This is a genomic window from Streptomyces sp. NPDC048523 (assembly GCF_043199815.1).
In the GTDB taxonomy this organism is placed as follows: Bacteria; Actinomycetota; Actinomycetes; order Streptomycetales; family Streptomycetaceae; genus Streptomyces.
Genome location: NZ_JBICWQ010000001.1, coordinates 866,463 through 879,174, shown reverse-complemented (window position 1 = coordinate 879,174; position 12,712 = coordinate 866,463). Strand labels below are relative to the sequence as shown.

General features: G+C 71.0%; 13 protein-coding genes. 9 read left to right on the top strand and 4 right to left on the bottom strand.

Going from position 1 to position 12,712, the window contains the following annotated elements:
* Window positions 1-27: 27 nt before the first annotated feature.
* The 3 genes from ACGFWE_RS04030 (at window position 28) to ACGFWE_RS04020 (ending at window position 3,274) form a co-directional block, all read left to right on the top strand.
* Entirely contained in the window at window positions 28-1,356 is a 1,329-nt protein-coding gene (locus tag ACGFWE_RS04030) for a wax ester/triacylglycerol synthase family O-acyltransferase (RefSeq protein ID WP_352384429.1), read from the top strand.
* Window positions 1,357-1,459: 103 nt separating this feature from the next.
* Window positions 1,460-2,980, top strand: coding sequence for an SDR family NAD(P)-dependent oxidoreductase (locus tag ACGFWE_RS04025; RefSeq protein WP_352384430.1), 1,521 nt, complete (start codon window positions 1,460-1,462; stop codon window positions 2,978-2,980).
* A 72-nt stretch (window positions 2,981-3,052) separates the two neighbouring features.
* Window positions 3,053-3,274 carry a hypothetical protein gene (locus tag ACGFWE_RS04020; protein ID WP_352384432.1) on the top strand — a complete coding sequence of 74 codons (222 nt, stop codon included), beginning with the start codon at window positions 3,053-3,055 and terminating at the stop codon, window positions 3,272-3,274.
* Between the two features lie 22 nt (window positions 3,275-3,296).
* On the opposite strand, the gene ACGFWE_RS04015 is transcribed toward ACGFWE_RS04020, so the two are convergent.
* Window positions 3,297-4,088, bottom strand: coding sequence for an SDR family oxidoreductase (locus ACGFWE_RS04015; protein ID WP_393597680.1), 792 nt, complete (start codon window positions 4,086-4,088; stop codon window positions 3,297-3,299).
* Window positions 4,089-4,470: 382 nt separating this feature from the next.
* On the opposite strand from ACGFWE_RS04015, the gene ACGFWE_RS04010 reads away from it, so the two are divergent.
* Together ACGFWE_RS04010 and ACGFWE_RS04005 are read left to right on the top strand one after the other, a co-directional pair.
* Window positions 4,471-4,644 carry a hypothetical protein gene (locus ACGFWE_RS04010; protein ID WP_352384436.1) on the top strand — a complete coding sequence of 58 codons (174 nt, stop codon included), beginning with the start codon at window positions 4,471-4,473 and terminating at the stop codon, window positions 4,642-4,644.
* Window positions 4,645-4,695: 51 nt separating this feature from the next.
* On the top strand, window positions 4,696-5,178 hold the full coding sequence (locus tag ACGFWE_RS04005) for a GNAT family N-acetyltransferase (RefSeq protein ID WP_352384438.1): 483 nt from the start codon (window positions 4,696-4,698) through the stop codon (window positions 5,176-5,178).
* A gap of 20 nt (window positions 5,179-5,198) precedes the next feature.
* Here ACGFWE_RS04005 and ACGFWE_RS04000 read toward each other — a convergent pair whose 3' ends face one another.
* Window positions 5,199-6,542 carry an amidase gene (locus ACGFWE_RS04000; protein ID WP_393597677.1) on the bottom strand — a complete coding sequence of 448 codons (1,344 nt, stop codon included), beginning with the start codon at window positions 6,540-6,542 and terminating at the stop codon, window positions 5,199-5,201.
* Window positions 6,543-6,689: 147 nt separating this feature from the next.
* Between ACGFWE_RS04000 and ACGFWE_RS03995 the strand changes: the two genes are divergently transcribed.
* Window positions 6,690-7,067: a helix-turn-helix domain-containing protein gene (locus ACGFWE_RS03995; RefSeq protein WP_352384442.1), complete on the top strand. Its 378-nt coding sequence runs from the start codon at window positions 6,690-6,692 to the stop codon at window positions 7,065-7,067.
* Between the two features lie 19 nt (window positions 7,068-7,086).
* On the opposite strand, the gene ACGFWE_RS03990 is transcribed toward ACGFWE_RS03995, so the two are convergent.
* Window positions 7,087-7,920 (bottom strand): PIG-L family deacetylase, encoded by an 834-nt coding sequence (locus ACGFWE_RS03990; RefSeq protein WP_393597675.1) that lies wholly within the window; start codon window positions 7,918-7,920, stop codon window positions 7,087-7,089.
* A 302-nt stretch (window positions 7,921-8,222) separates the two neighbouring features.
* On the bottom strand, window positions 8,223-8,924 hold the full coding sequence (locus ACGFWE_RS03985; RefSeq protein ID WP_352384446.1) for a FadR/GntR family transcriptional regulator: 702 nt from the start codon (window positions 8,922-8,924) through the stop codon (window positions 8,223-8,225).
* 203 nt (window positions 8,925-9,127) lie between these two features.
* Here ACGFWE_RS03985 and ACGFWE_RS03980 point away from each other — a divergent pair, with 203 nt between their 5' ends.
* The 3 genes from ACGFWE_RS03980 to ACGFWE_RS03970 are packed head-to-tail and all read left to right on the top strand — an operon-like array spanning window position 9,128 to window position 12,709.
* Entirely contained in the window at window positions 9,128-10,201 is a 1,074-nt protein-coding gene (locus ACGFWE_RS03980; RefSeq protein WP_352384448.1) for a sugar ABC transporter substrate-binding protein, read from the top strand.
* Entirely contained in the window at window positions 10,198-11,691 is a 1,494-nt protein-coding gene (locus ACGFWE_RS03975; protein WP_393597673.1) for a sugar ABC transporter ATP-binding protein, read from the top strand. The genes ACGFWE_RS03980 and ACGFWE_RS03975 overlap by 4 nt, the downstream gene beginning before the upstream one ends.
* Complete coding sequence (locus ACGFWE_RS03970; protein ID WP_393597671.1) at window positions 11,684-12,709, top strand: ABC transporter permease; 1,026 nt, start codon at window positions 11,684-11,686, stop codon at window positions 12,707-12,709. The genes ACGFWE_RS03975 and ACGFWE_RS03970 overlap by 8 nt, the downstream gene beginning before the upstream one ends.
* Window positions 12,710-12,712 lie beyond the last annotated feature (3 nt).

Below are 12,712 nucleotides of genomic sequence, written 5' to 3'. Positions count from 1 at the left end.
CACCCGTTGTCGACGCGAGGCAAGCCATTGACATCCGACCTGCTGGCCCCTCTCGACCTGGCGTTCTGGAACATGGAGTCCGCCGAGCACCCGATGCACCTGGGAGCGCTCGGCGTCTTCACGGCGCACTCGCCCACCGCGGGCGCCCACGCGGCCGACCTGCTCGCGGGCCGGGCCGCCGCCGTGCCCGGCCTGCGGATGCGGATCCGGGACGTGTGGCCGCTCGGCTTCCCGTACGCCTTCGGGGGAGCCGCCCGCGTCCCCGACCCCGACTTCGACCCGCTCCGGCACGTCCTGCTGCACGCCCCGACCGCGGACTTCCACAGCGAGGCCGGTCGGCTCATGCAGCGGCCGCTGGACCGTGAACGGCCGCCCTGGGAGGCGCACGTGCTGCCCGGGGAGGACGGCGTCTCCTTCGCCGTGCTCTTCAAGTTCCACCACGCCCTGGCCGACGGACTGCGGGCACTGACGCTCGCCGCCGCCGTCCTGGACCCGATGGACCTGCCCGCACGCAGGCCACGCCCCGAGGAGCCCGCGAAGGGCCTGCTCCCGGACGTGCGCAAGCTGCCCGACCTCGTCCGGGGTGCCGTCTCCGACCTGGGCCGGGCCCTCGACATCGGCGCCTCCGTCGCCCTGTCCTCCCTGGGCGTGCGCTCCTCCGCCGCTCTCGTCTCCGAGCCGAGCGGTACCCGGCGCACCGCCGGAGTCGTCGTCGACCTCGACGACGTGCACATCGTCCGCAAGAGCCGCGGCGGCACCGTCAACGACGTCCTGATCGCGGTCGTGGCGGGCGCCCTGCGCCGCTGGCTGGACGAGCGCGGCGACGGCAGCGAGGGCGTGACCCCCCGCGCCCTGATCCCCGTCTCCAGGCGCCGGCCGCGCACCGCGCACCCGCAGGGCAACCGGCTCTCCGGGTATCTGATGAGGCTTCCGGTCGACGACCCCGACCCGCTGGGCCGCCTCGACGCGGTCCGCACGGCCATGGACCGCAACAAGGACGCGGGCTCCAACCGGGGCGCGGGAGCGGTCGCCCTGCTCGCCGACCACGTCCCGGCCCTCGGCCACCGCCTCGGCGGGCCGCTCGCCGGTCAGGGGGCCCGGTTGTGGTTCGACATCCTCGTCACCAGCGTCCCGCTGCCCGGCATCGGCCTGAAGCTCGGCGGCAACCCGGTCACCGAGGTCTATCCGTTCGCCCCGCTGGCCCGCGGCCAGTCCCTCGCGGTCGCCATCTCGACGTACCGGGGACAGGTCCACTACGGCCTCGTCGCCGACGCGGAAGCAGTCCCCGACCTGGACCTGCTGGCGCGAGCACTGAGCGAGGAGGTGAAGGAACTCCTGATCGCCTGCGGCTCTTGATCGTTTCCGGATTGCGGGTCGGGCCCGGCGCTGAAGTAAAATTCCGCGTTCGACCAGCGGACGCGGCCACAGCCGCACGGGTGATCAGGAAAGCGGCAGCACGATGACGGTGACAGAGGACGGCTCGGCGACGACCATGGACGAGGTCGTGCGCGAGCCCGGTGACGAGGTCGTATACGGCCCCGGCATCGACCCGGAGCGGCTGGCCGTCTGTCTCGCCGTGCTCGAGGAGCTCGACAAGCTGGAGGTCGACCACCCCGACGCGATCGCCGTGCGCCGGGCCACCGCCGCGGTCTACCGCACCGTGAAGCAGCGCCGCCGGCAAGAGCGCCGGGCCGCCAAGACCGCCCACGACAAGGCGGTCACGGAGGCCACGGCGACCGGCTCCGCCCAGCGCATCGACGACGAGACCGAGGGCATCCTGCCGCGGTCGGTGACCGAGGAGGGCCGGGTCGCGGGGATACTCCAGCGCCCGCGCTCCTGCTACACCTGCAAGACCCGGTACGTCGAGGTCGACTACTTCTACCACCAGCTCTGTCCGGACTGCGCCGCCCTGAACCGCGCCAAGCGCGACGTCCGCGCCGACCTCACCGGCAAGCGCGCCCTGCTCACCGGCGGCCGCGCCAAGATCGGCATGTACATCGCGCTCCGGCTGCTGCGCGACGGCGCGCACACCACCATCACCACCCGATTCCCCAAGGACGCCATCCGCCGCTTCAAGGCCATGGACGACTCCGGGGACTGGATCCACCGTCTGGAGGTCGTCGGCATCGACCTGCGCGACCCGGCCCAGGCCGTGGCCCTCGCCGAGCAGGTCGCCGAGGCGGGCCCCCTCGACATCCTCGTCAACAACGCCACCCAGACCGTACGCCGGCTGCCCTCCGCCTACGCCGCCCTGGTCGACGGCGAGAGCGCCCCGCTGCCCGCCGGTGAACTCCCCGCCCACCACGTCATCGGCGCCTTCGGTTCCGGCGCGGTCGACGGTCTCGCCTCCCTGCCCGCCGGGATCTCCGGCCTCGACGCCCAGCAGGTCGCCGACCTCGCCCTGGTCGCGGGCAACGCCAGCGTGGCCCGGCACCTCGACGGCACCGCCATCGACGCGGGCGGCCTCGTCCCCGACGTCGTCGACAGCAACACCTGGGTCCAGACCATCGAGCAGATCTCCCCGGTGGAGCTCCTCGAGACCCAGCTGTGCAACTACACGGCACCGTTCATCCTGATCAGCGCACTGCGCCCGGCCATGGCCGACGCCGCGAAGAAGGCCGGGAGCGGACGCTCCTACGTCGTGAACGTCTCGGCGATGGAGGGCGTCTTCGGCCGCGGTTACAAGGGCGCGGGCCACCCGAACACCAATGCCGCCAAGGCCGCCATGAACATGGTCACGCGGACCAGCGCCCAGGAGATGTTCCAGACCGACGGCATCCTCATGACCTCGGTCGACACCGGCTGGATCACCGACGAACGCCCCCACTACGACAAGCTCCGCCTCGCCGAGGAGGGCTTCCACGCCCCCCTCGACCTGGTCGACGGCGCTGCCCGCGTCTACGACCCGATCGTGCGCGGCGAGGCCGGCGAGGACGTGTACGGGGTCTTCCTGAAGGACTACGCGCCCGGCAAGTGGTGAGCGCCGACCGTGCGTGTGGCCTGGGCTGCGCCGGGAACCCGGGCGCCGTGGGACAGCGCACGGGAGGTTCTCATGAGCGACGAGCACGGTATCGATCCACGCGCGCACAGTGATCCGCGCAACGTCTATCCCACCGACGAGGAGTTCTACGCGAGCGATCGCCCCCACGACGCCACTCTGCCCGAGGACCGGCCGCGCGGTGGCGGCACCACGCACCGGGGCAGGCTGGCCACGGTGGTCCTGATCGCCTTCATCGCCCTGGTGGTGATCGTCTGGTTCCTCGCGTTTCCGTGAGCGTTTCCGTGACGAGGCGCCGTCACGGCCGCGGCGGCGTGAACGAGCGAAGTCGGTCGTGGACGGCGTACGCCCCGGCGTGCGCCGCCCGCACCCGTGTGCCCCCGTCCACCAGCAGATCCGCCCCGGTGATCCACGCGGCCGCGTCGGACGCGAGCCACACCACGGCCCGCGCGATGTCCTCGGGCTCGCCGATCCGGCCCAGCGGCAGCTCCACGGGTCCCTGCTCCCACACGAACCGGGCCATCTCCGTGCGCACGAGACCGGGCGAGACGGAGTTGACCCGTACCTTCGGCGCGAGCTCGCCCGCCAGCTGCTGGGTGAGGTGAAGCAGCGCCGCCTTGCCGGTGCCGTACGCGCCGACGTTCGGGCCCACGTGCCCGGCGCCCTCCGTGCAGATGTTGACCACCGCACCGCCGTGCTCCCGCATCCATCCCCGCCACACCGCCTGCACCAGCCGCAGCGGTGCCTCGACATTGACGGCGAAGGCCTCACGCCACGCCTGGGGATCCACCTCCATGAGAGGGCCGTACGGCTGGTTCGTCGCCGCGTTGTTGACCACGATGTCGATCCGGCCGAACTCGCGCAACGCGAGGTCCACGAGGGCGCGCAGGTGGTCCGGATCGGCGACGCTGCCCGCGAGCCCGATGCCGCCGAGCCCGGCGGCGGCCCGCCGGACGTCCTCCCGGTCCCTGGCCGTGACGCACACCAGTGCCCCGGCCTCGGCCAGTTGCCGCGCGACCTCGTGCCCGATGCCGCGGGTCCCGCCGGTCACCAGAGCGGCCCTGCCGTGCAGTCCGTACGACGACGTCATCGCCGTACCGTCTCATGACGGACCGTCAGGAAACAGACGTAGGCCGATCGGGTGACTTCGGAAAAGGGCACAGAGGGGCAAACAGCCCAGAAAGTGGCGGGAGTGACGCAGGGAATTGCAATGGTTACACCTTGTTTTCATCCCCGATCGAGCGCACCCCCGCTCATCTGGTTAGTCTGTAGCGGACGGACGGCAGTACGGGGTCCACCCACACCCATAGTCCGTCCCGGGACAAGCCGGTCACCACGGCCTGCTCTCCATGAGTTGCCGGCGCCACCGCGTCCGACCCGATCTCGACCCAGACCCGAGCGGACGCCCAGGCACGGACCGTAGGTTGAACAGGTACGTCCCGAGGGTGAGCCCGACACATAAGGAGTGCGCGGTGACACCGGAGAAGACGAATCGCGAGCAACGCCCCAAGGATCGACCGGAGCGTGCGGGCCGCAGGCCCGGGGACATCGGCAGCCTCGACGTGTGGGCGCGCTCGGCCCCCATCCGTCTCGCGGGTTACGAGGACGACCTCGCCGAGCCCCACATCCTGCCCAGCGTGGACTGACCGCAGGACCTTCGCGATCGCCGACGGCATGGGCGTGCGAGACTCACGCCCATGCTGATCAGAGAAGCCGTGGCCGACGACTGGCCACGGATCTGGCCGTTCTGGCACCGGATCGTGGCCGCGGGCGAGACCTACGCCTGGGACCCCGACACCTCCGAGGAAGCCGCGCGCGCCCTGTGGATGCACCCCGCCAAGCGCGTCCACGTCGTCGAGGACGAGACCGGCACCGTCGTCGCCTCGGCCTACGTCACCCCCAACTACGGTGGCCCCGCCGCCCGGATCGCCAACGCCGGCTTCATGGTCGACCCCGGTCAGGGCGGCCGCGGTTACGGCCGCGCCCTCGCCGAGCACGTCCTGACCACCGCCGCGGCCGACGGATACCGGGGCATGGTGTTCAACGCCGTCGTGGAGACCAACCCGGCCGTGAAGCTGTGGACCTCGCTCGGCTTCACCGTCCTCGGCACCGTGCCGGACGCCTTCGACCACCCCCGGCACGGACCGGTCGGCCTGCACATCATGTACAAGGCCCTCTGACCCGGCCGCGGTCCCGGGGTTCAGTCGAGCGGTGCCGTCCGCCGCCACGGCTGCCGCCGCTCCAGTTCCTCCGCGATCCCCAGCAGCACCGTCTCCGAACCGGGCCGGGCGACCAGTTGGACGGCGGTGGGGGCGCCCGAGGGCAGGGTGCCGAGCGGGACCGACATGGCCGGCCAGCCGGTGAGGTTCCACGGCGGGGTCAGCGGCGAGTAGGCGGTGTTGGCGAGGACATTGCGCAGCCAGCCCCGCTCGTGCCAGGCCTCGGCCTTGGGGGAGCGGCGGGCCAGCGCCGGAAGCACCAGCACGTCGTGCTGGGCGAAGAACGGCTCCAGGCGTTCGCGCAGCTCCTGCCGGGCCCGGCCCGTCCGCACCGACTTGACGAAGCGCCGGCCGATCGCCGCGTGCACCCGGGTGCGCCGTGCCAGCAGCCGCGGGTCCAGCCCCTGCGCGTCCACCGAGGTGCCCGCCGTCCAGGTGGCCAGCGAGGTCAGGCCCAACGACAGTGGATACGGCGGGTCGGCGCGCCGCACCTGGTGCCCCGCCTTGATCAGCAGTCCGGCCGCCTCGCGGACCGCGTTCGCGTACGGCGCGCTGATGGTGGCTCCGGCGAGCGGGCTGCGCAGGGACACGGCGACGTCGAGCGTGGCGGGCGCGTCCCGTCGTACGAAATCGGTGCCGGCGATGACCGAAAGCAGCAGGCGGGCGTCCTCCACCGTGGTCGCGAGAGGACCGTTCTCGGACATGCCGAACCAGTCGCCGTCGCTGATGCCGGCCGGCACCACCCCCGAGCCGGGCTTCAGTGTGACGAGCCCGCAGTTGGCCGCGGGGATGCGCAGGGAGCCCATGCCGTCGTTGCCGAGGGCGATCGGGACCAGGCCCGCGGCGACCGCGGCGGCGCTGCCACCGGACGAGCCGCCCGCCGTGCGCGAGGTGTCCCAGGGGTTGCGGGAGGTGCCGTGAACGCCCTCGGTGGTGCCGAAGACACACAGCTCCGGGACGTTCGTCAGCCCCACGACCACCGCGCCCGCGGCCCGCAGACGGGCCACGACCTCGTGATCGGCCCCTGCGGGCGTGTCCGGGGTCGCGGCGGTGCCGACGCGGTTGGTCTCGCCGTGCACGGCGAGGTTGTCCTTGACGGCCACGGGCACACCGGCCAGCGGCAGTTCACCGAGATCGCCCCGGGAGCCCACCTCGTCCGCCTCCGCCAGTGCCGCTTCGGCGCGCACCACCCGGAACGCCCCGACGCGCCCGTCGAGCTTCTCGATCCGGGCGAGGTGCTCGGCCACCACCTCCCGGGGTGTGGCCCGCTTCTCGCGGACGGCGGCGGCGATCTCGGCGGCGGTACGGCCGACCCAGCTGGTCACGTGCGCTCCTCGGGCTACTCGCGAGTACGTAGGGAGAACTCTGCCCGGAGAGGGACGTCACGTCGAGAGTGTCCGCGCCTGGATGCGCACGGGTCCTCGTGCCCGTGCTCTCTTGTGGTGACTCGGAAACCGTAGGAGAGTGGACGGATGGCCAAGCAGTACACGGGCTCGCCCGAAGACGCGGACCTGAGGCGCGCCGACTCGCTGGCGCGGGAGATCTTCTCCGACGTCGCCAACAAGTGGGCGTTCCTGATCATCGAAGCTCTCGGAGAGCGCACTCTGCGCTTCAGCGAGCTGCGCCACGAGGTCGAGGGCGTCAGCCACAAGATGCTCACCCAGAACCTGCGCATGCTGGAGCGCTACGGCCTGGTCGAGCGGAAGGTGTACCCCACGGTGCCGCCACGCGTGGAGTACACCCTCACCGAGCCGGGCCAGGCCCTGCGCGCCACGGTCGACGGCATGTGCGGCTGGACCCACCAGTACCTCGGTCACATCGAGGCCGCGCGCCGCCGCTTCGACGAGTGACGGGCGCCCGGCACGCGCATCAGCGCAGTCCGGCGAAGAGATCCTTCTCGGGCAGGGCCGCGCCGGTGGCGTCCTGGACACGGACGAACGTCTCGGTGCCCATCAACTCGCCGAACCTCTCCTTGCCCATCCTGAGGAAGAAGATGTTCTCGCCCTGACTGGCGTGCGCGGCCAGCGCGTCGAATTTCTGGCCGCTGAACGCGGTGGTGTCCACCCACGTCGTGATCTCGTCGTCGGGCAGGCCGATCTCGGCCAGCGCGGCGGCCTCGGCGGGGTCGGGCTCCGGCATGTCCTCCTGGAACTCGCGCATGACCTCCCCGAACCGCTGCATCATCGAGCGGGGCATCGTGGTCCAGTACACCTTCGGCGTCAGCGCGGTCATCTCCAGCGCGGCCATCGTGATGCGGTGGGCCTGGATGTGGTCGGGGTGACCGTAGAAGCCGTTCTCGTCGTAGGTGACGACCACATCGGGCCGGTAGTGCCGCATGAGTTCCGCGAGCCGGGCCGCGCCTTCCTGCACGGGCGTCTGCCAGAAGGATCCGGGCGCGTCGTTGCTCGGCCAGCCCGCCATCCCGGAGTCGGCGTAGTCCAGCATCTCCAGATCGCTGATCTTCAGAACCTCGCAGCTGGCCTCCAGCTCCTGGCGGCGCATCGAGGCGACCGCCGCGGGATCGTGCCCGGGATCCCCCGGCTTGACGCCCCCGGGTCCGTCACCGCAGCCGCCGTCGGTACAGGTCACGAGCACCGTGCGGATGCCTTCCGCCGCGTACCTCGCGAGGACCCCGCCGGTTCCGGTGGCCTCGTCGTCGGGGTGGGCGTGTACCGCCATCAGCGTCAAGGGCCGGTCAGTCATGAAGAAGTCCTCCTGCGGACATACGTCTTGATCCAGGAGCGCGGCGGAAGCACCGCGATCCGGGGCCCGGATGCCGGTGGGGCGGACGACCTCCTGGTCTCCCTGCTCCCCGTCCGTGCGGTGCCGGTCCCTCGGTCGGTGCAACCGCGTCGGACGGACCTGCTGTTCCCGGCGCGGCCGCTCGGTTTTCGACGCGGGAACGCCGACGGTCGGCCAGCCGGATGGGTGCTTCCGGATCCTGACGCCCGGGACGCGCCGGTCACCCGCTCATCGGACCACCCGGGTCCGCGGCCACACCTCGGTCACGCCCCGAGCTGCGCCCGCAGCCACTCCTCCACCTCGCCCACATGGGCGGCCGCAGCCGCGCGGGCCGCCTCCGGGTCGTGGGCGACCAGGGCGCGGTGGATCGCCGCGTGCTCGCGCCGCGTGCGCTCGAAGGCGCCCTCCTCCTGGTAGCCGCGCCACACCCTGGCCCGGAAGGTGCGCGAGGACAGGCCCTCCAGGATCGCCGCCATGGTGTCGTTGCCGGCGGCCACCGCGATCTCGCGGTGGAAGGCCAGGTCGTGGGCGAGGATCTCCTCCGGGTCGTCGGTGGCGTTCATGGCCGTGAGGTGTTTCTCCACCTCGGCGAGCTGATCGGGTGTGATGCGGGCGGCGGCCAGCGCGGTCGCCGTCGACTCCAGGATGCGGCGCACCTCCAGGAGCTCCACCAGCTGCGGGCCACGGGACAGGTCGGCGACCACGCCGAAGGTCTCCAGCAGGTCGCCGGCCTCCAGCTGGGTGACGTAGATGCCCGAGCCGTGCCGGGCCTCCAGTACCCCCAGGACCGTCAGCGCGCGGATCGCCTCCCGCATCGAACTGCGGGAGATGCCCAGCTGCACCGCGAGATCGCGCTCGGTCGGCAGCCGCTGGCCCGGCTCCAGTCGGCCCCCGCCGATCATCGCCTTGATCTGCTCGATGGCGCGCTGCGTCACGGTGCCCTTCTGCGGGGCTGTCTCGTCCACGCCGTTCCTCCACTCACCGGGTGCCGGTCACCGGGTGCGCCGCAGTCTAACCGGCGATGTGGTCGGACCACTATGGCCGAAAGACGGGAAAAACTGCCGCCGAAGGGTATTGCAGGGGGCGAGTGGTCTGATAAGTATGCGTCATCTGCTCGAACTCGCTCATGCTCGATGATGCTCGGACACGCTCGATGAGGAGCCGCAAGATGCCCGTCAGAACAGTGGGGAAGCGAAACAGGTTTCGGATCGTCGGTGCGGTGGCCGCGGCCGCGAGCGCCTCGCTGGTGCTCGCCGCGTGCGGCAGCACCAAGGACACCGGCAGCGCCGGCACCGAGGGAGGCGACGGGACCGGCAAGGTGGGCGTGATCCTGCCGCTGCTGACCTCGCCGTTCTGGCAGTCGTACAACGACTACGTGCCCAAGATGGCCAAGTCCGAAGGGGTGGACACGCTCAAGACGGTCAACTCCAACAGCGACCCCTCCCAGCAGATCACCGACATCAACAACGAGCTCAACCAGGGCGTCAAGGGCCTGGTCGTGGCTCCGCTGGACAGCGCGGCCATCGAGGCCGGCCTCGACCAGGCCGAACGCAAGGGCGTCCCGGTCGTCGCCGTCGACGTGGCGCCCGACAAGGGCAAGGTCGCCATGGTCGTACGGGCCAACAACGTGTCGTACGGCGAGAAGGCCTGCCAGTACCTCGGAGAGCAGATCCCCTCCGGCAAGGTCGTGCAGATCATGGGCGACCTGGCCTCGGTCAACGGCCGTGACCGCTCCGAGGCCTTCCGGGCCTGCGTGAAGAAGAACTTCCCGAAGCTCAAGGTGCTGGAGATCCCCGCCAAGTGGGAGTCCGACGCGGCCGCCTCGCAGCTGGGCACCCTCCTGAACGCCAACCCCGACATCAAGGGCATCTACATGCAGGCCGGCGGCGTCTACCTCGCGCCGACGCTGCAGACCCTCAAGTCCAAGGGGATGCTGAAGAAGGCCGGGCAGGCGGGCCACATCAGGATCGTCTCCAACGACGGCATCCCGCAGGAGTACGACGCGATCCGCAAGGGCGAGATCGACGCCACCGTCTCCCAGCCCGCCGACCTGTACGCCAAGTACGGCATGTACTACATCAAGGCGGCGATGCAGGGGAAGACCTTCAAGCCCGGGCCGACCGACCACGACTCCACGATCGTCAAGCTGTCGAGCGGCATCCTGGAGGACCAGTTGCCCGCGCCCCTGGTCACCAAGGACAACGTCGACGACCCCAAGCTGTGGGGCAACACGGTCAAATGAGCACCCCACTGGTTGAAGCCGAGGGGGTCGTCAAGCGGTACGGCCCCACGACCGCCCTCGCGGACGGCCGCCTCACCGTGCTGCCCGGCGAGTCCCACGCCCTCGTCGGGCGCAACGGGGCGGGCAAGTCCACCCTCGTCACGATCCTCACCGGCCTCCAGGCCCCCGACGAGGGCACCGTCCGCTTCGACGGCGAGCCCGCACCCCCGCTCACCGACCGGGACGCCTGGCGGAGCAAGGTCGCCTGCGTCTACCAGAAGCCCACCGTCGTACCCGAGTTGACGGTCGCCGAGAACCTCTTCATCAACCGGCAGCCGCTGCGGCGCGGGTTCATCAGCTGGCGCAGTCTGAAGAAGGAGGCCGCCGAACTCCTCGACACCTGGGACGTCGGCGTCGACCCGGAGGCGCGCACCGCCGACCTCAAGGTCGAGGACCGCCAAATGGTGGAGATCGCCCGGGCGTTGAGCTTCGGCGCCCGCTTCATCGTCCTCGACGAGCCGACCGCACAGCTCGACAAGCGGGAGATCGAGCGGCTCTTCGGCCGGATGCGCGCGCTCCAGGACTCCGGTGTCACCTTCCTGTTCATCTCGCACCACCTCCAGGAGGTGTACGAGGTGTGCCAGACGGTGACGGTCCTCAGGGACGCCCGCTGGATCACCACGGCCCCGGTCGCCGACATGCCCCGGGCCGCCCTGATCGAGGCCATGGCCGGCGAGACCATCGCCGAACAGGCCGTACAGCTCAGGGAGGTGGAGGAGAGCGCGCCCGTCCTCCTCGACGCCCGGGGCCTCACCTCCGACGCCTACGAGGACATCGACCTCACCGTGCGCCGCGGTGAGGTCGTCGGACTCGCCGGCATCAGCGGCAGCGGCAAGATCGAGCTCGCCGAGTCGTTCACGGGACTGCACACCCCGACTGGCGGAACGGCCCGACTGGACGGCAGGCCACTGCCGTTCGGCGACGTACAGGCCAGCCTGAAGGCGGGCGTCGGCTTCGTCCCGCGCGACCGGCACGCCCAGGGCCTGGTCTTCGGCATGACCATCGGCGACAACGCCACCCTCAGCGTCCTGGACCGGCTCGGCCGCTACGGCTTCGTCGGCATCGACCGCAAGCGCGGCTTCGCCACCGAGCTGATCGACCGCCTCGACATCCACACCGAGGGCCCCGAGCAGCCCGTCTCCGACCTCTCCGGCGGCAACGCGCAGAAGGTCGTCATGGCCCGCGCCCTCGCCTCCGACCCCCGCCTGCTCGTCCTGATCAACCCCACCGCGGGCGTCGACGTGAAGTCGAAGGAGTCCCTGCTCTCCCGTGTGGACACCGCCCGCGAGGACGGCACCGCGGTCCTGGTCGTCTCCGACGAACTCGACGACCTGCGCCGCTGCGACCGCGTCCTCGTCCTCTTCCACGGCCGCGTGGTCGCCGAGCACCCGGCCGGCTGGCACGACCACGAGCTGATCGCCTCCATCGAAGGAGTGGACCACCATGGCTGACACCAAGGCTCCGCCGGTGAAGCAGGTGCGGGTGCCCGAGGTGCGGGCGGCCCGGACGGTCCTGCTGCGCCGCGCCCGCGAACTCGCCCTTGTCCCCGCGCTGTTGCTGCTCATGGTGCTCGGCGCGTTCGTCAACGACTCGTTCCTCACCGAGCGCAACCTGATCTCCATCCTCGGCGCCTCGGCCGCCCTCGCGATGGTGGTGCTGGCCGAGTCGCTGGTCCTCATCACCGGCAAGTTCGACCTGTCCCTGGAGTCGGTCGTCGGCATCGCGCCCGCCGTCGGAGCCCTCCTCGTCCTGCCCGCAGCCCAGTCCGGCTGGGGCACCGAACTCCCGGCCGCACTCGCCCTGTTGGCGGTCCTCGTGGTGGGCGCGTTGGTCGGCGCCTTTAACGGCATCCTGGTCGTGAAGTTCAAGCTCAACGCGTTCATCGTGACGCTCGCGATGCTGATCGTGCTGCGCGGACTGCTCGTCGGCGCCACCAAGGGCAAGACCCTCTTCGGCATGCCGGACAGCTTCTACTCCCTGGCCACGACGACCTTCCTGAACATCCCGATGTCGGTGTGGCTCGCCGCGGTCGCCTTCGCCGTCACCGGCTTCGTCCTGAAGTACCACCGCATCGGCCGCTCCCTGTACGCCATCGGCGGCAACTCCGACGCGGCCCGCGCCGCCGGCATCCGCGTCGAACGGGTGATGCTCGGCGTGTTCGTCGTGGCGGGCGTCCTCGCCTCCGTCGGCGGCATCATGCAGACCGGCTACGTCGGCGCGATCAGCGCCAACCAGGGCCAGAACATGATCTTCACGGTGTTCGCGGCCGCGGTGATCGGCGGCATCAGCCTCGACGGCGGCAAGGGCACCATGTTCGGCGCCCTGACCGGCGTACTCCTGCTGGGTGTCGTACAGAACCTGCTCACGCTCGCCCAGGTGCCGTCCTTCTGGATCCAGGCCATCTACGGCGGAATCATCCTGGTCGCCCTCATGATCGCCCGAGTGACGACGGGCCGGGCCCAGGACTGACCC

Excerpts from the sequence above, each read along its gene's own strand:
- ACGFWE_RS04025 (WP_352384430.1), top strand. The coding sequence starts at position 1,460 with ATGACGGTGACAGAGGACGGCTCGGCGACGACCATGGACGAGGTCGTG.
- ACGFWE_RS04020 (WP_352384432.1), top strand. The coding sequence starts at position 3,053 with ATGAGCGACGAGCACGGTATCGATCCACGCGCGCACAGTGATCCGCGC.
- ACGFWE_RS04015 (WP_393597680.1), bottom strand. The coding sequence starts at position 4,088 with ATGACGTCGTCGTACGGACTGCACGGCAGGGCCGCTCTGGTGACCGGC.
- ACGFWE_RS04005 (WP_352384438.1), top strand. The coding sequence starts at position 4,696 with ATGCTGATCAGAGAAGCCGTGGCCGACGACTGGCCACGGATCTGGCCG.
- ACGFWE_RS03995 (WP_352384442.1), top strand. The coding sequence starts at position 6,690 with ATGGCCAAGCAGTACACGGGCTCGCCCGAAGACGCGGACCTGAGGCGC.
- ACGFWE_RS03990 (WP_393597675.1), bottom strand. The coding sequence starts at position 7,920 with ATGACTGACCGGCCCTTGACGCTGATGGCGGTACACGCCCACCCCGAC.
- ACGFWE_RS03980 (WP_352384448.1), top strand. The coding sequence starts at position 9,128 with ATGCCCGTCAGAACAGTGGGGAAGCGAAACAGGTTTCGGATCGTCGGT.
- ACGFWE_RS03975 (WP_393597673.1), top strand. The coding sequence starts at position 10,198 with ATGAGCACCCCACTGGTTGAAGCCGAGGGGGTCGTCAAGCGGTACGGC.
- ACGFWE_RS03970 (WP_393597671.1), top strand. The coding sequence starts at position 11,684 with ATGGCTGACACCAAGGCTCCGCCGGTGAAGCAGGTGCGGGTGCCCGAG.